At 71.2% G+C, this 16,259-nt stretch carries 11 protein-coding genes and 2 pseudogenes; 3 read left to right on the top strand and 10 right to left on the bottom strand.

Annotation, left to right across the window (positions count from 1 at the left end; translation table 11 throughout):
- The first annotated feature begins 94 nt into the window (after positions 1-94).
- Complete coding sequence (locus ACZ418_RS09005; protein ID WP_468360734.1) at positions 95-1,639, top strand: serine/threonine-protein kinase; 1,545 nt, start codon at positions 95-97, stop codon at positions 1,637-1,639.
- A gap of 185 nt (positions 1,640-1,824) precedes the next feature.
- Here ACZ418_RS09005 and ACZ418_RS09000 read toward each other — a convergent pair whose 3' ends face one another.
- Genes ACZ418_RS09000 through ACZ418_RS08985 form a run of 4 tightly spaced genes read right to left on the bottom strand, consistent with a single transcriptional unit; the run spans position 1,825 to position 6,416 of the window.
- Positions 1,825-3,189 (bottom strand): GH1 family beta-glucosidase, encoded by a 1,365-nt coding sequence (locus tag ACZ418_RS09000; RefSeq protein ID WP_468359242.1) that lies wholly within the window; start codon positions 3,187-3,189, stop codon positions 1,825-1,827.
- 38 nt (positions 3,190-3,227) lie between these two features.
- Positions 3,228-4,067, bottom strand: a complete 840-nt coding sequence (locus tag ACZ418_RS08995) for a carbohydrate ABC transporter permease (protein ID WP_468360732.1) — start codon at positions 4,065-4,067, stop codon at positions 3,228-3,230.
- Between the two features lie 34 nt (positions 4,068-4,101).
- The gene (locus ACZ418_RS08990; RefSeq protein WP_468360729.1) at positions 4,102-5,091 is read right to left on the bottom strand and encodes a carbohydrate ABC transporter permease; all 990 of its coding nucleotides are present in this window, start codon (positions 5,089-5,091) and stop codon (positions 4,102-4,104) included.
- A gap of 8 nt (positions 5,092-5,099) precedes the next feature.
- Entirely contained in the window at positions 5,100-6,416 is a 1,317-nt protein-coding gene (locus tag ACZ418_RS08985) for an ABC transporter substrate-binding protein (RefSeq protein ID WP_468359239.1), read from the bottom strand.
- Positions 6,417-6,597: 181 nt separating this feature from the next.
- Between ACZ418_RS08985 and ACZ418_RS08980 the strand changes: the two are divergent.
- Positions 6,598-6,944, top strand: a pseudogene (locus ACZ418_RS08980) (sugar kinase); the annotation flags it as partial.
- 274 nt (positions 6,945-7,218) lie between these two features.
- Here the strand turns inward: ACZ418_RS08980 and fusA are convergent.
- The 5 genes from fusA to ACZ418_RS08955 form a co-directional block, all read right to left on the bottom strand.
- A complete protein-coding gene (gene fusA / locus ACZ418_RS08975) occupies positions 7,219-9,276 on the bottom strand; it encodes an elongation factor G (RefSeq protein WP_468359237.1) in 2,058 nt (685 codons plus the stop codon).
- A 318-nt stretch (positions 9,277-9,594) separates the two neighbouring features.
- Entirely contained in the window at positions 9,595-10,542 is a 948-nt protein-coding gene (locus ACZ418_RS08970; protein WP_468359234.1) for a nucleotidyl transferase AbiEii/AbiGii toxin family protein, read from the bottom strand.
- 100 nt (positions 10,543-10,642) lie between these two features.
- Entirely contained in the window at positions 10,643-11,647 is a 1,005-nt protein-coding gene (locus ACZ418_RS08965) for a substrate-binding domain-containing protein (protein WP_468359231.1), read from the bottom strand.
- Between the two features lie 57 nt (positions 11,648-11,704).
- Positions 11,705-12,796: an ABC transporter permease gene (locus tag ACZ418_RS08960; RefSeq protein WP_468359228.1), complete on the bottom strand. Its 1,092-nt coding sequence runs from the start codon at positions 12,794-12,796 to the stop codon at positions 11,705-11,707.
- Positions 12,793-14,382, bottom strand: coding sequence for a sugar ABC transporter ATP-binding protein (locus tag ACZ418_RS08955; protein ID WP_468359225.1), 1,590 nt, complete (start codon positions 14,380-14,382; stop codon positions 12,793-12,795). The genes ACZ418_RS08960 and ACZ418_RS08955 overlap by 4 nt, the downstream gene beginning before the upstream one ends.
- A 487-nt stretch (positions 14,383-14,869) precedes the next feature.
- Here ACZ418_RS08955 and ACZ418_RS08950 point away from each other — a divergent pair, with 487 nt between their 5' ends.
- On the top strand, positions 14,870-15,946 hold the full coding sequence (locus ACZ418_RS08950; protein WP_468359223.1) for a LacI family DNA-binding transcriptional regulator: 1,077 nt from the start codon (positions 14,870-14,872) through the stop codon (positions 15,944-15,946).
- Between the two features lie 93 nt (positions 15,947-16,039).
- Here ACZ418_RS08950 and ACZ418_RS08945 read toward each other — a convergent pair.
- Positions 16,040-16,258: pseudogene (locus ACZ418_RS08945) on the bottom strand (NAD(P)/FAD-dependent oxidoreductase); the annotation flags it as partial.
- Position 16,259 lies beyond the last annotated feature (1 nt).

Here is a 16,259-nt window from a genome sequence, read left to right as displayed (position 1 = left end):
ACTTCGGACACTCGACGGGGGCGGGGACCAGGTGCCGGACGTACGACGGATCGCGGGCCGCTACGAACTGCTGGAGCAGTTCGGTCACGGCGGCATGGGAGACGTGTGGCGGGGCTACGACGCCGTACTTGACCGGCCGGTCGCCGTGAAGCTGATCCGTCCGCAGGCCGTGACGTCCCCGCACCTGGCGGAGGAGTTCGAGAAGCGGTTCCGGCGCGAGGCACGGATCACCGCACGTATCCAGCACCCGGGTGTGCCGCAGGTGTACGACGCGGTGCTCGACGAGTCGTACGAGCAGCTGTTCCTCGTGATGGAGCTGGTCGACGGCGTGCCGCTGACCGCGTACGTGCACCCGGACGGGGCCCTCCCCGTCAGGTGGGCGGTGGCCGTGGCGGCACAGGTCGCGACCGTGCTGTCGTACGCGCACGACGTTCCGGTGGTGCACCGTGACCTCAAGCCGAGCAACATCCTCGTCGCCCGGGACGGCACGGTGAAGGTGCTCGACTTCGGCGTCGCGGCCATCCTCCGGACGGACGTCACGAAGCTGACCGCGACCGGCAGCCCCATCGGGACGCACCAGTACATGGCACCGGAGCAGGTGCGCGGCGGACGGGTCACGCCGCGCACGGACCTCTACGGCCTCGGCTGCGTACTGCACGAACTGCTTTGCGGACGGCCCCTGTTCAGCGGGGACAGCGAGTGGCAGCTGATGACGCAGCACGTCAATGCGACGCCGACCCCCCTGCGGCAGCTGCGTGCCGACGTACCGAAGGAGTTGGAGGAGCTCGTCCTGCGCCTGCTCCGCAAGGCGCCCGAGGCGCGTCCGGCGGACGTGCAGGAGGTGTACGAGCGGCTGCGGCCCTTCCTGCCGCCGCCCGGCGACGAGGCCGCACCGGAGGAAGCGGGGCCGGCTGGGGCGCCGGATCCGACGGGGATCTTCCGCCGCCCCTACGCTCCCCGCTCGCGCGCCGGTACTGCGAGCGCGCGGACCGCCTCCTCCGCCGCCGCGCCCGCCGCGCCGTCCGCCGTCCCCGCGGCCGAGCGCGAGGCGCTGCGGGAGCAGATCCACGAGGTCCACGCGCACTACCTCGCCCTGATGGAGGAGGAACGGTACGCGCAGGCCGCCGAGGTGGTGGACGAGATGATCGAGCGGGCCGCGCGCGCCCTCGGCTCGGAGAGCAAGGCGGTCCTGCGGCTGCGAACGTGGCGGGCGGTGAGCCGCCAGCTGGCGGGCGACCACCGGGCCGCGTTGCCCGAGTTCGAGGCGCTCGCCGACGCTTACGCGCGCGTCAGCGGCCCGAGCAGCGAGGAGGCGCTGGCCAGCCGGGCCCAGGCGGCCCGCTGCCGTGGTGAACTCGGCCAGGTGACCGAGGCACTGGCCGGGCTGCAGGACGTCTTCGCCGTCGTCCGCTCGGTCGACGGCGACATGAGCGAGGAGGCCGTCGAACTACGCCGTGACATCGGCATGCTGCTGCTCGCGCAGGGGCGCGCGGCGGAGGCGTTCGAGATCCTGGAGCCGCTGCACGCGGACCTGTGCATGGTGTTCGGCCCGGACGACGAGTTCACCGCCGAGGTGGCCGAGACGCTGGCCGTGATCCGACTGGATCTCGACGGCGGCGGGTCTCGCACCCCGTCCTGACCTGGCAAGCTGCGGTATGAAGCGATCCTGAGGGCCGGGCGACCGGAGACGTGCACAAAGGCCCGCCTCCAGAGCAGCGTCTCCCAGGCCTCGAGGGGGAAGCGGCGACGGTGCGGGGCGGGACGGTTCCAGGGGCCGGTGGGCGCGGGCTCCCTTCCCGTGCCCACCGGCCGGCCGGGCCCGGCTCAGGCGGCCCGGCGTGCCTGGCCGCGGTGGACGCGGGCGATGTCCGCGTACCGGTGTCCGCTGCCCTTGATCGTGCGCACCTGGGTGCGGTAGTCGACATGGACCAGGCCGAAGCGCTTGTCGTAGCCGTACGCCCACTCGAAGTTGTCCAGTAGGGACCAGGCGAAGTAGCCGGCGAGGGGGGCGCCCTTGCGGGCTGCGGAGGCGCAGGCGGCGAGATGGCGCTCCAGGTAGTCCTGGCGTTCGGGGTCGTCGATGCTGCCGTCCGGCCGGACCACGTCCGGGAAGGCGGAACCGTTCTCGGTGACGTAGATCTTCCGGGCGCCGTACTCCTCGGTGAGCCGCAGCAGCAGCGTCTCGATGGCGCTCGCGTCGATCTCCCAGTCCATGCCGGTGCGCGCAACCCCCTCGCGGCGCACCGCGCGGACGTACGGCGCAGGGCCGTCCGGGGCGTCGGCGACGTACGCGGGGAAGTAGTAGTTCAGGCCCAGCCAGTCCAGCGGGGTCGCGATCGTCGCCAGGTCGCCTGTGCGGAGCGGGAGTTCGACGCCGTACGTTTCGACCATGTCGGACGGGAAGCCGCGGCCGTGCACCGCGTCGAGCCACCAGCGGTTGACATGGCCGTCGTGGCGGCGGGCGGCCGCGATGTCCTCGGGGCGCTCGGTGGCCGCGTGCACCGTGGAGAGGTTGTTGACGATGCCGACCTGGGCGCCGGGCGCTGCGGCGCGGATCGCCTGGGTGGCGAGGCCGTGGCCCAGCAACAAGTGAACGGAGGCCCGTACGGCGGCGGTCAGGTCCGTCCAGCCGGGAGCCATCTTGCCCTCCAGGTGGCCGATCCAGGCCGAGCAGCTCGGCTCGTTGAGGGTCGCCCAGAGCTTGACCCGGTCGCCCAGGCGGGTGGCGACGGCCGAGGCGTACTCGGCGAGCGCGAAGGCGGTGTCCCGCTCGGGCCAGCCGCCGCGGTCCTGGAGCACCTGCGGCAGGTCCCAGTGGTAGAGGGTGACGGCCGGGGTGATGCCGGCCTCCAGCAGGGCGTCCACCAACTCGTCGTAGAAGGCCAGCCCCTTGGGGTTGACCGCCCCCGTGCCGCCGGGGAGCACGCGCGGCCAGGCCACCGACAACCGGTAGGCGTTGACGCCGAGTTGCCGCATCAGGCCGATGTCCTCGCGCCAGCGGTGGTAGTGGTCGCAGGCGATGTCGCCGGTGTCGCCGTTCGCGACCTTCCCCGGGGTGTGCGAGAAGGTGTCCCAGATCGAGGGCGTACGGCCGTCCTCGGCGACGGCTCCCTCGATCTGGTACGCCGCTGTTGCCGTGCCCCACAGGAAGTCGTGCGGGAGTGCGGCGAGGTCGATGCGTTCGGACACGGAAGTCCCTTCGGGATCAGGGGTGTTGGTCGCTCGGGTCACTTGACGGCGCCTGCCGTCAGACCGGCGACGAGATAGCGCTGCAGGAGGAGGAATCCGACGACCACCGGCACGCTGACGACCAGCGAGGCGGCCATGATCTGGTTCCAGTAGACGTCGTTGAGGGTGGAGTAGCCCTGGAGGCCGACGGCGAGGGTGCGGGTGGTGTCGTTGGTCATGACGGACGCGAAGAGCACCTCGCCCCAGGCGGTCATGAAGGCGTAGACGGCGACCGCGACGATGCCGGGGATCGCGGCCGGTACGACGATCCTGAGGAGCGCGCCGAGCGGGCCGCAGCCGTCCACCAGCGCCGCCTCGTCCAGGTCGCGGGGCACCGAGTCGAAGTAGCCGATCAGCATCCAGATGGAGAAGGGGAGGGAGAAGGTGAGGTACGTCAGGATCAGGCCGCCTCGGGAGCCGAACAGGGCGATGCCGGTGGCGTTGCCGATGTTGACGTAGATCAGGAACAGCGGGAGGAGGAAGAGGATGCCGGGGAACATCTGCGTCGACAGGACCGTCACCGTGAAGACCCGCTTGCCGCGGAAGTCGTAGCGGCTGACCGCGTATGCCGCGAACACCGCGATGACGACCGAGCAGATCGTCGCCGCGCCCGCCACGATCAGCGAGTTCATGAAGTACTTCGCGAGCGGGACCGTCGACCAGATGTCGATGTACGGGCGGATGGTCAGACCGCTCGGCAGCCAGCGGAACTTGCCGGTGACGTCCGCGAGCGGCTTGAGCGAGCTGGAGACCATCACATACACCGGGATCAGCACGAAACCGGTGAGCAGGGTGAGGAAGATCCGGCGGGACCAGAGGAACGAACGCGGTGGCGCCATGGGCGAGTTGCGTGTCGACGGGGCGAGGGGCGGGCTAGACATCGGCGGCCCTCCGTCCGCGTGAGGTGAACAGCAGGTAGACGCCCGTCACGACGAGCAGGAAGAGCAGCAGCAGGACGGACATGGCGGAACCGGTGCCGAAGTTCCAGGTGACGAAGGACGCCTGGTAGATGTGGACCGAGATGAGGTCGGCGGCCTCGGGGGCGGACTTGCCGAACAGCACGTACGGCGTGTTGAAGTCGTTGAAGGTCCAGAGGAAGAGGACGAGGATCAGCACCTGGTTGACCGGGCGCAGCGAGGGCAGGGTGATGCGGCGGATCTGCTGCCACATCCCGGCGCCGTCCAGCGCGGCGGCCTCGTACAGCTCCCGGGGGATGTTCTGCAGTCCGGCCATCACGATGAGGAAGCCGAACGGCCAGCCCTTCCACACCGACACGGTCAGCAGCGCGTAGAAGCTGTTGTCGCCGATGAGCCAGAAGGAGGGCTTGCCGGTCAGGTGCAGCTGGTCGTGCAGGACGTGGTTCACCAGGCCGTTGTCGTGCTGGAACATGAACACCCAGGTGATGACGGCCGCGTAGACCGGCAGGGCGTACGGCACCAGGAACAGTGCCCGGAGCAGGCCGCGGCCACGGAAGGTGTCCTGCATGTAGATCGCGGCGGCGGTGCCGATCAGCCAGCACAGGCCGACCGACAGCAGGGTGAAGCCGACGGTGACGAAGAAGGAGTGCAGCAGCGCGTCCCCGACGGGCGCGCTGAAGTCCACCGACACCTTGTAGTTGCCGAGGCCGGACCAGGGGGCGGTGCTCCAGTCGCGGATGTAGAACTGGGTGAGTTCCTTGAAGCTCATCACGATGCCGATGACCATCGGCACCAGGTGGACCAGGAGTTCGAGCAGCAGGGCGGGCAGGAGCAGCAGATACGGCAGGGAGACGCGGCGGAGCCGCCCGGCGCGGCGGCGGGGTTCGCGCTTCGCCGCACCGGACGGTGCCTGCGCCACCGGCTCCTTGTACGCGGTGGTCGTCATCTTCGTGCTCACGCCGCCGGCATCTGCTGCTGGGCCTTCTGCAGCGCGGCCTTGACCGAGTCGGTGGTCACCGCGCGTCCGGCGGCGGCGTCGGCGAACAGGTCCTTGACGGCCGTTCCGACCGCCGTCTCGAACTGCGACTCGGACGCGACCTGCGGCAGGGCGGCCGCGCTGGTGGCGAGGGTGCTCTTCAGCACGGCGGTGGCGGGGGCGCTGAACGCGGCGTCCGACTGGGCCGACTTGACCGGAGGGATGGAGCTGTAGGCCGTGTTGAGGATCTTCTGCTCGTCGTCGGAGGTCATGAACTTCACGAACTTCGTGGCGCCGTCGAGGTTGTGGGTGTTCTTGAAGACAGCGAGGTTGATGCCCGCGACCATCGAGTTGACCTGGGTGCCGGTGCCGGGGGTGCCGGAGATCACCGGGACCGGCGCGATGCCGTAGGCGTCCTCGCTCATTCCCTGGGACTTGAGGTTGGCCGCGGCGGACTGCCACAGCAGCATCGCCTGCTTGCCCTTGGCGAAGTCGCTGACGGACTGGTTCTGCGCGTACTCGGCGTCGCCGGTCGGTATGACCTTGTCCTTCGCCATGAGGTCGACGTAACTCTTGACCGCCTCGACCACCTTGGGGTTGGTGAAGTCGGGCTTGCCGTCGGCGGTGAAGAAGCCGGCGCCGTGCTGCTTGGCGAAGACGAAGACGTGGTGGATGTTCTCCGACGGGTTCGAGCCCTCGGCGCCGAGCGCGGACTTGCCCTTGGCCTGGATCTTCTTGCCGTCGGCGATCAACTCGGACCAGGTGGCGGGTGGTTGCTTGATCCCGGCGTCGGCGAAGATCTTCTTGTTGTAGTAGAGGGCGTACGCCATCGAGTAGAGCGGGACCGCGGCCGGGTCCTTGCCCGCCGCGCCGGTCGAGCCGAGCGCGGAGTCGACGAACCGGTCCTTGCCGCCGATCTTCGCGAAATTCTTCGCGTCCCACGGCAGCAGCGCGCCGGTCGCCTGCAGCGAGGCGCTCCAGGTGTTGCCGATGTTCAGCACGTCCGGGCCCTGACCCGAGGTGGTCGCGGTGAGGATCCGGTTGAGCAGGTCGGACCAGGGCACGACCTCCAGCTTCACCTTGATTCCGGTCTGCTTCTGGAACTTGTCGAGTTCGGGCTGGAGGACCTGCTTGTCGACGGCGATGCTGGCGCCCTGGTTGGAGGCCCAGTACGTCAGCGTCTTCGGCGAGTCGTTGGACCCGCCGCCGCTGGACGAGCCGCCTCCGCAGGCCGTGGCCGCGAGGACGAGAGACAGGGTGACGGCGCCTGTGGCCGCGGCTCGGATGCTGCGCATGGCTCCTGGTGTCCCTTTCCGGGAGTCGAGGACCCGAGGCTGCTCACGGGGGTCGACACCCGTTCGCCCCCGAAGCCCCCTCATGGCTTAATTTAGGACGTGAGTTAAACCTCGGGAGAAACGCTCGTCAAGAGATCCGGCAGCGGCAAACGGCCGAACGGTCCGGAAACGGGGAGGCCAGGTGGCAGCGGTGGGCGGCCGTACGGTGCGTGACCTGCGGCGGGAGAGCCGGAGCGCCGTTCTGCAACGGTTGTATGTCGACGGGCCGACAAGCCGGCACGCGGCCGCCTGCTGCGGATACGGCCGGACAGCGGACGGCTGATCGGGGTGGACGTCGGCGAGACCCGGGTCCGGGTGGAGCTGCTCGACCTCGGGCCTCACCGAACTCGCCTGCGTCATGTCGCCGTCGGAATCGGGGACGTGCTGCGCAGGGCCGGGCTCGCACCCGGCGAGCTGCTCGGCGTCGGCGTGCGCGGCATCGTCGAGGACGCCGGGCAGGGTGCGGTCGTGCACGGCCGGACGGCTGGGCCGGCTGGGCCGGCTGGGCCCCGACGGGGTCACCACATCGGCGCGGCGGTCCACCCCTCGCCGCGTTCTTCGCCGCCGGCGGCCACCGCCCCGCCCGGCGCCGGAGGGGGCGACGGGACCCGCTCGGCGGACGGCGGTGGAGGGGAGGCCGGTGTGAGAACCGCGGGCCGGGGGCGGCGTGAGGGGCCGGCTCGCCACCCGCTTGCGCGGGGCGTGTTTCCCGAAGGGGCCCGCACCACCCACAGCATCGGGCGGTGGTGCGGGCCCCGCCCCGCTACCGGACCGGCACCGGTCGGGGGGCCGGGGCGTAGCCGGTGGGGCGGGTCGTGAAGGTGCCGCGGCCCTGGGTGCGGCTGCGCAACCGGGTGGCGTAGCCGAACAGTTCGGCCAGTGGCACGGTCGCGGTCAGTACGGCCGCGCCGCCACGGGTCTCGGAGCCGCCGATCCGGCCGCGCCGGGACACCAGGTCGCCGAGGACCGAGCCGACGGCGTCCTCCGGCACGGTCACCGTGACCTCGGCGACCGGTTCCAGCACGGCCGTCGCGCAGGCGCGCAGGGCCTCGCGCAGGCCGAGCCGGCCGGCGGTGCGGAAGGCCGTGTCGGAGGAGTCCTTCACATGGGTGGAGCCGTCGGTGAGCGTGACCCGGAGCCCGGTCACCGGGTGCCCCGCCAGCGGACCCTCGGCGAGCGCGTCCCGGCAACCGGCCTCCACCGCGCGCACGTACTCCTGCGGCACCGCTCCGCCGACCACCGCGGAGCGGAACTCGAAGCCGGTGGCGCCGACTTCGGGGCCGAGCGGTTCCACGTCGAGCACGACATGGGCGAACTGCCCGGCCCCGCCGTCCTGTTTGACGTGCCGGAACACAAACCCGGTCACGCCCTCGACGACCGTCTCGCGACAGGCGACCCGCGGCCGGCCCACACTCAGCTCCGGTCCCCCGGCACGGCGGATCTTCTCCACCGCGACCTCCAGGTGGAGTTCGCCCATGCCGGACAGCACGGTCTGTCCCGTCTCGGCGTCGGTGCGCACCACCAGCGAGGGGTCCTCCTCGGCCAGCCGTGCCAGCGCCGTCGCCAGCCGGTCGGTGTCCGTGGCGCGCCGGGCCTCGACCGCGACGGACACCACAGGCTCGGCGGCCACCGGCGGTTCCAGGAGCAGCGGGGCGCCGGGCTCGCACAGCGTGGAGCCGACCCGAGCCGATTTCACACCGGCGAGCGCGACGATGTCACCCGCGACCGCCCGGTCCAGCTGGACGTGCCGGTCCGCCATGACCCGCAGGATGCGCGCCACGCGCTCGGTGCGCCCGGTTCCCGGATCCCACACGGTGTCTCCCTTCTCGATCGTGCCCGAGTACACGCGCACGTACGCCAGCCGCCCGGTGGCGCTCGCGCTGACCTTGAACACGAGCCCCGCGAACGGCACCTCGGGATCTGCGGCCCGCTCCTGACCGGCGCCCTCGTGCACACCACGCACGGCGGGGACGTCCAGCGGCGAGGGCAGATACGCCACCACCGCGTCCAGCAGCGGCTCGATACCGCGGTTGCGGTAGGCGGAGCCGCACAGGACGACCACGCCGTCCCCGGTGCGGGTGAGGTCGCGCAGCGCGAGCGCGAGCGTGTCGGCGCCGAGTGTCCCCCGGTCGCAGAACTCCTCCAGCGCGACCGGGTGCAGCTCCGCGACCGTCTCCGCCAACGCCCGGCGCCGCCGTACCGCCTCCTCCCCCAGCGCCTCGGGCACGGGCCCCGCCACGGCCGCACCCGCGCCGTCGGCCCAGACCAGCGAGCGCATCCGTACGAGGTCCACCACACCCGTGAACCCGTCCTCCACGCCGATGGGGAGCTGGACGACGAGCGGTACGGGATGCAGCCGCTGCCGGATGGACTCGACGGCCCGGTCCAGGTCGGCTCCCGCCCGGTCCATCTTGTTGACGAACGCGATTCTCGGCACGCCGTGCCGGTCCGCCTGCCGCCAGACCGACTCGCTCTGCGGCTCGACCCCGGCGACGGCGTCGAACACGGCGACCGCCCCGTCCAGGACGCGCAGTGAGCGCTCGACCTCGTCGGCGAAGTCGACGTGGCCGGGGGTGTCGATGAGGTTGATGCGGTGCCCGTCCCAGGCGCAGGTGACGGCGGCGGCGAAGATGGTGATGCCGCGGTCGCGTTCCTGCGGGTCGAAGTCGGTGACGGTGGTGCCGTCATGCACCTCGCCCCGCTTGTGGGTGGTACCCGTCGCGTACAGGATCCGCTCGGTGACGGTCGTCTTGCCCGCGTCGACGTGGGCGAGGATGCCGAGGTTGCGGACGGCGGCGAGGGTGGTGAGGTTCGTGCGCACGGCCCAGGGCCTTTCTGGGGATCAGCCTGACGTCCAGGTCTGAATCGAGGAAAAGGGCAGCGCGATCAGCCGTGCGTCCCAGGTCAGCGAGACGTCACGGGCATCCGGTGCCGGCCGCGCAGCGGGCACCGGACGGTGCGGGACACGAGGATCACCTCGTACCGGGAACGGGGAGCGACGACAGCGGTACGTGCGCGCACGGCCGGGCTCCCCTCTGTGTCGGACGACAGGCGCCGCCGTACGGTCGTCGCGGCGCTCGGTACGGGATGACGGTAGGGGAGGAACGCGGCCGGGGGCACCTGGTTTTCCGGTGCGGCCTCAGGAGGGAGCCAGCGCCCCGGCGAGTCGGCGCAGCCAGTCCTCCGCGCTTCCCCGGACGGCCGGGTACCGGTCCCGGAACGCGGCCCAGTCCACGTCCCAGCGCAGCACCGCGGCCGGATCGAGGGCGGTGTGCGGGTCCGCGGGGCCGGCCGCCCGGTCGAAGACCTTCCGCAACAGGCGCGGTGGCAGCCCGGCGCCTTCCGTCTCGGCGAGGAGGACCGCGTCGTACAGGTCCTTGCCCTGTACCCGGCCTCCGTCCCGGCTGTCGTTGTGCAGCCACAGCAGCTTCCAGGCCAGGGACAGCTCCCGGCTCGCCGTGCGCACCGGGACCGGGCTGCCGCCGTCGCCGCGCGGTATCAGGGTCCAGACGGGGGGTTCGGGCAGTGTTTCGTCGCGGGCGAAGTCCAGCCGTACCTCGCCGGAGGACAGGCCGTCGGCGTGCCAGGGGATGAGCAGGCGCACGCCCGGTGTGTCGTAGGCGGCATAGGTCCACGTGCCGTCGACGCGGGCCTTGTCCGCGTCGAGGAGGAGCCCGGGGGCGGCCTCCGGGTTTCGTGCCACGCGTTCGAGCAGGTCCAGGTACGGGGGTTCGGTCTCCACGGCGTCCTCCTGGGGCAGCCAGTGCAGGCCTTCGGGCGGGAGCAGCGGCCGCTGTCCGCCGGTGTCGAACTCCTCGTACGTCCACATCTCGTACCGCGCCGCGCCGTCGGCGGCCTCGGGCCACTGCTGCACGACGTCGAGCCGGTCGACGTACGGATACGGGTCCAGCCCGTCGACCCCGACGGCGTCCTCCAGCACCACCCAGTCCAGATCGGCGGGTTGGCGCGCCGCGTCCCCCACCCAGGCCGGCATCACCATGCTGCCGCGCAGGACCAGGCTCGCGCTCCAGGGAGCGTCCGCGATGAGGCCGAGCACGTGATCGAGCGCCGCGCGTACTGCGTTCACGGGGCAGACCGTAGCGCCCGCCACTGACAACGGCGGAGTCGCGGACCAGGAACCCATGGCGGGGGCCATGGGTTCCTGGTGGTGTCCGGGGCGGCCCGGATCAGCCGAGCTTGGCGGACATGTCGTACTGCTTGTAGATGTCCGCGGCGTTGTCCTTGGTGATCCTGGTCGTCTGCAGGGTCTGCTTCTTGCCGACGGTCTTTCCGTGCACGATGGCCTCGGCGGTGGCCGCCGCCTGCTGGGCGCCGGTCGGGTAGATGAAGGTGGTGTACATCTGGCCGAGCTGTACGGCGCGGATGCCCCCGGTCGGGATGGCGAGGCCGTCGATGCCGACGAACTTGATGCCGTCGGCCTTGCCGGCGCCGCGGGCCGCGAGCACGGCGCCGAGGGCCATGTCGTCGTTCTCGCCGTAGACGAGGTCGATCTTCTTGTTCTGGTCGAGCCAACGCTGCGTGATCGCGGTGGCGTTGGCCTTCAGCCACTTCGCCTCCTGGTGGTACACGATGTTGATGTCGTGTCCGGCGATGGCGTCTCTGAAGCCCTTGTCGCGGTCGATCTGCGGCTGGTCGGACAGGGTGCCCTGCAGCTCGGCCACGTTGCCGCCGTGCGGCAGGGCCTGTACCGCCGCCTCACCCGCCATCTTGCCGATCTTGTAGTTGTCGCCGCCGATGAAGGACGTGTAGCAGTCGGTGTTCACGGTGCGGTCCAGGACGATGACCGGGATGTGCGCGCTGCAGGCCTGCTGCACCGCGGCGGTCAGCGGGGCCGGCTCGTTGGGCGAGAGGATCAGGACGTCGACCTTCTGCTGGATGAAGTTCTGCACCTGGCTCACCTGGGTCGCGCTGTCCTGGTGCGCGTCGGTGATGGGCAGCAGCTTCAGGTCCGGGTACTTCTTGACGAAGTACTGGAGCTGCGCGTTGAGCTGGGCGCGGTACGGCTCGGCGTTGTTGGACTGGGAGTAGCCGACCACGAACGTCTTCTTGCCGCTGCCCGAGCCGGCGGCGGCGGTCTTCGGCGCGTGGGCGGCGCAGGAGGTGAGGGCGGCGACGGTGGCGACCGCGCCGGCGACGGCCACAGCGGTGCGGCTCAGGGACACAGCGGACACAGGGGACTCCTTGCGTGGGTGAGGGTGAGCGGTGGTGCGGGGGGATGCGGGGAAGGGTCAGGCGCGGGCACGCAGGCGGCGCAGCGGCTCGGTGAGCGGCTGGAGGAAGCCCGGGCGCTGCAGCACGACGGCGGCGACGACGATGAGGCCCTTGATGATCATCTGCATGTTGTCGCTGATCGCGTTGAGCCCGAGGATGTTGTCGAGCAGGGTGAGGATCAGGGCGCCGATGGCGGTGCCGGTGATGGTGCCCTTGCCGCCGGCCAGGCTGGTGCCGCCGATGACGGCCGCGGCGATGGCGTCCAGCTCGTAGGAGGTGCCGGCCATCGGGTCGGCCGAGGCGCTGTAGGCGGCGTCGATCGGACCGGCGAAGCCGGCCAGCAGGCCGCACAGCGTGAAGACGGCGATGATCACCAGGTTGACATTGACCCCTGAGAGCCGGGCGGCGGTGGGGTTGCCGCCCACGGCGTACACGTGCCGGCCGAACCGGGTCCTGGAGAGCAGCAGTTGGACCACGACACAGACCGCGACGAACGCGATCACCGGGTAGCCGATGCCCCCGATCAGGGTGTGGCCCGGAGTGCCCAGCGCGGCGAACGCGGCGGCCTTGGGCGTGAGATGGCCGTGCGGGTCCACCAACTGCACGCCCACGGCCACGTTGTTGCTCAGCTGCCGGTCGATGCCGCGCACCACCGAGAGCATGGCCAGGGTCATCACGAAGGACTGGATGCGCAGCCAGGTGGTGCCGATTCCGTTGAGGAAGCCGAAGAACGCACCCACCAGCGCGCACAGCGGGACGATCGCCCAGGGCGACAGGCCGTGGTGGACCAGCAGCATCGCCGCGGTCATGGAGCCGATGCCGAGCACCGACCCCACGGACAGGTCGATGCCCGCGGTGAGGATGACCAGGGTGACACCGACGGCGAGGATGCCGCGGGAGGCGAAGGCGGTGACGGCGTTGGTCAGGTTGTCCTGGTTCCAGAAGATCTGGCCCTTGGTGACGATGCCGACGGCGACCACCAGCAGCAGTCCGATGTAGCTCTGCAGCGAGCCGAGGGCCGGCAGGGCCCGGGACAGACGCCCGCGCAGTGTCTGGAGGTGTTCACCGGTCCCGGTGGCCGTGTCGGCCGGTGGGAGTGTCTTGCTCATTTCTCTGCCTCGTTCCCGTCCGCCGGTGGTCCGGCCACAACGTTCTGCCGTGCCATCGCCGCGGTGAGGATGGCTTCCTGGGTCGCGGCCGGCCCGTGGGCCGGATCGCGATGGAACTCGCCGGTCAGCCGCCCCTCGCAGAGGACGATGATCCGGTCGCACATGCCGATCAGCTCCGGAAGCTCGGAGGAGACGGCGATGATCGCGGTGCCCTGGCCGGCGAGGGTGTCCATCAGGGCGTGGATCTCCGCCTTGGCCCCGACGTCGATGCCCCGCGTCGGCTCGTCGAGCAGCAGCACCGAGGGCTCGGTGAGCAGGCACTTGGCCAGCACCACCTTCTGCTGGTTGCCGCCGGAGAGGGTGCCGACCACGGCGTCCAGGCTGTGCGTCTTGGTGCGCAGCTCCGCGACCTTGCCGGCCGCGGCCGCCTTCTCCCGGCGGGCGTCCACGGTGCGCCACGGCCTGAGGTAGCGGTCGAGGGCGGCCAGGGTGGTGTTGAACCGTACGGTATTGCCGATCACCAGGCTCTGCGCCTTGCGGTCCTCGGCGACCAGGGCGATGCCCCGGCGGATCGCCGTACGAGGGGTGTGCGGGGTGTACGGGCGGTCGTTCAGCGTGATCTCGCCGCGCACCCGGTCGCCGGCCCCGAAGAGGGCCTCCAGCACCTCGCTGCGCCCGGCGCCCATCAGCCCGGCGACACCGAGGATCTCCCCGGCCCGCACCTCGAAGTCCACCGAGTGCAGTGGCGTACGGGTACTGGCGGGCGCGGGAGTGGTCGTCAGGTCCTGCACGCGCAGCCGTACCGGGCCGTCGGACCGCTGCTCGGGGGCCCTGGGGAACAGCTCCCCCAACGGCCGTCCGACCATCAGCCGCACCAGCTCGGCGCGGTCGGTGCCGGCGATCGGGCGGTGGCCGGCGAAGGTGCCGTCGCGCAGCACGGTCGCCGAGTCGGCGATCTCCTCCAGCTCCTCCAGCCGGTGGGAGATGTAGATCAGCCCGACGCCGCGGGCCGCCAGCCGGCGGATGACGGAGAACAACCGCTCCACCTCGGCCTCGGCGAGCGCGGACGTCGGCTCGTCCAGCACCAGGATCCGCAGGGTGCCGTTCAGCGCCTTGGCCACCTCGACGAGCTGCTGCTCGGCGATGCGGCAGTCGCGGACCAGCCGCCCCGGGGACAGGGTGAGACCGAGGTCGGCCAGCAGCTCCGCGGTGCGGGCGTGCATCGCCGAGCGGTCCAGCGTGCCGCGTGCGGTGCGCAGTTCGCGGCCGAGAAAGACGTTGTCGGACACGGACAGCTCGGGCACCAGGTTGAGCTCCTGGTGGATCATCGCGATCCCGTGCTGCTGGGCGTGCTTCGGTGAGTGGATCCGTACCGGCTCGCCGTCGATCTCGATGGTGCCCTCGTAGTCGGCGTGCACCCCGGCGAGGATGTTCATCAGCGTCGACTTGCCCGCGCCGTTCTCGCCGAGCAGTGCCACCACCTCGCCGGGGTGGACGGTCAGTTCGACGCCGCTGAGCGCCCGGACGCCCGGGAACTCCTTGCTGATGCCCCGCATTCGCAGCAGGGCGGGCGGTGCGCCGCTCATGCCGCGCCGTCCGCGTTCATCCGCACCATTGCGGACCTCCATGTTGCACAGGTGACGTAATAGGAATGGATTTCGGGCGTCCCCGGGCAGGCCGGGGACGCGCGCGTGAGGACCGGGGCGGCCGACGAGTCCGTCAGGAGCCCGCGGGCCGACGGGGCGCCGGCCCGTGCGCCGCCTCGTGGATCGCCGGTCGGGTCCCGTGGACCCGGTGGGCCCGGTGTACGGCGTCCCGGCCGTCGGAGCGGGACGGCGGGCCGATGCGTGCCATGGAGTGGCCTCCGGTGGTGCAGGAAGAATCGAGTAGAAATCGATTTCAAGAGATCGCACGCCAGTCTCCCCCGACAAAGGCAGGCTGGTTCAGGGAAGGCTGCTTTGCAGCGGCGGGAGCTCGACGGCGCCCTTGAAATCCTTTTCAGAAGGAACGTAGGGTTTGATCTCCGAGGGTGTCAAGAGTCCTGTACGGGTCGGGCAAGAGGTCGGAGGACCTATGACGACGATCAACGACGTGGCCCGGGCCGCCGGGGTCTCCCCCGCCACGGTCTCCCGAGTCCTGAACGGGGGCCGCGTCACGGCCGAGCGCGCCGAACGGGTCCGGCGCGCGGCGGCCGAGCTGGGCTTCGCCCCCAACCGGGTGGCCCGTTCGCTGCGGATGCAGCGCAGCAGCCTCATCGGACTGCTCATCCCGGACATCGAGAACCCGTTCTTCACGGCGTTGGCCCGCGGCGTCGAGGACGCCGCCCAGCGGACCAGCTTCTCGGTGGTGCTGTGCAACACCGACGGTGACGTCGACAAGGAACGGCGCTATCTGGACATCGCGATCGCCGAGCGGATGGCGGGCGTCATCGTGGCCGCCGCATCCCGCAGCCGCACCGACGTGTCGGGCCTGTTGAGCCGCCGCATCCCCGTGGTCGCGGTGGACCGCCGCCCCCGCGGGGCCGGAGTGGACGCCGTGCTGGTGGACAACGAGGAGGGCAGCGCGGCCGCCACCGCACACCTGCTGGCCGGCGGCTACCGGCGGGTCGCCTGCATCACGGGTCCACAGGGCGCCTCCACCGCCGAGGAACGGCTCGCCGGCCACCGCAGGGCGCTCCAGGAGTTCCTCGCCGGCGGCCGGGGGGCTCCGGCTGCTCCGGCTGCTCCGGCTGCTCCGGACGAGAACGTGGACGTGGACCTGCTGCGCGACTACACCCGCTACGCCGACTTCAAGGTCGAGGGCGGGCGCAGGGCCATGGCCGACCTGCTGGCACTGCCGCAGCCGCCGGACGCGGTCTTCGCGGCCAACAACCTGATGGCCGTCGGGGCGCTGCAGGCGGTGCGCGAGGCGGGTCTGGAACCACCGGCAATCGGCGTGCTGTCGTTCGGCGAGGTGCCCTGGGCCCCACTGGTGCAGCCCGGCCTGACCACGGTCCAGGTGCCCTCGTACGACCTGGGGTGGACCGCGGCAGGGCTGCTGCTGGAGCGGATCGCAGGGAAGGAGCAGCCGCTGCGCACCGTGGTGCTGCGCAGTTCCCTCCAGATCAGGCAGACCACGGCGGGGCCGGCGGTCGCCGGGAGCCGGACATGAGTCGTACCGGGCGGCACCATCGGTAGTGGCCTGCGTCACGCACATCAAGGAGGCCGTACGCAGTCAAGAGCCCGGCAGTGGGCGCGGGCAGTCGCGCTCGGCGCCGTGCAGCGACCGGACGGTGAGCCTGTGGTCCGCGTGCCGGATCTCCGTCACGCTCCCCGCGATCAGCCGGCTGCGGCTCAGATGCCGCCGCAGTGACACGGCGGCATGCCGGGCCTCGACCAACCCGCCGGTGACCTCCGGCAGGAACGGCTGATACGTCATGTAGGGGCGCGGATCGATCACCGTGACCCGCGCCTCACCCGCCCGC

Source organism: Streptomyces sp. NPDC030820, assembly GCF_055572075.1.
This window is presented reverse-complemented; position numbering and strand designations above follow the sequence as displayed.

Bases quoted from the DNA above. Each gene is read 5' to 3' on its own strand.
- ACZ418_RS09005 (WP_468360734.1), top strand. From the start codon at position 95: ATGGGAGACGTGTGGCGGGGCTACGACGCCGTACTTGACCGGCCGGTC.
- ACZ418_RS08995 (WP_468360732.1), bottom strand. From the start codon at position 4,067: ATGGCGCCACCGCGTTCGTTCCTCTGGTCCCGCCGGATCTTCCTCACC.
- ACZ418_RS08990 (WP_468360729.1), bottom strand. From the start codon at position 5,091: ATGACGACCACCGCGTACAAGGAGCCGGTGGCGCAGGCACCGTCCGGT.
- ACZ418_RS08985 (WP_468359239.1), bottom strand. From the start codon at position 6,416: ATGCGCAGCATCCGAGCCGCGGCCACAGGCGCCGTCACCCTGTCTCTC.
- ACZ418_RS08960 (WP_468359228.1), bottom strand. From the start codon at position 12,796: ATGAGCAAGACACTCCCACCGGCCGACACGGCCACCGGGACCGGTGAA.
- ACZ418_RS08955 (WP_468359225.1), bottom strand. From the start codon at position 14,382: ATGAGCGGCGCACCGCCCGCCCTGCTGCGAATGCGGGGCATCAGCAAG.
- ACZ418_RS08950 (WP_468359223.1), top strand. From the start codon at position 14,870: ATGACGACGATCAACGACGTGGCCCGGGCCGCCGGGGTCTCCCCCGCC.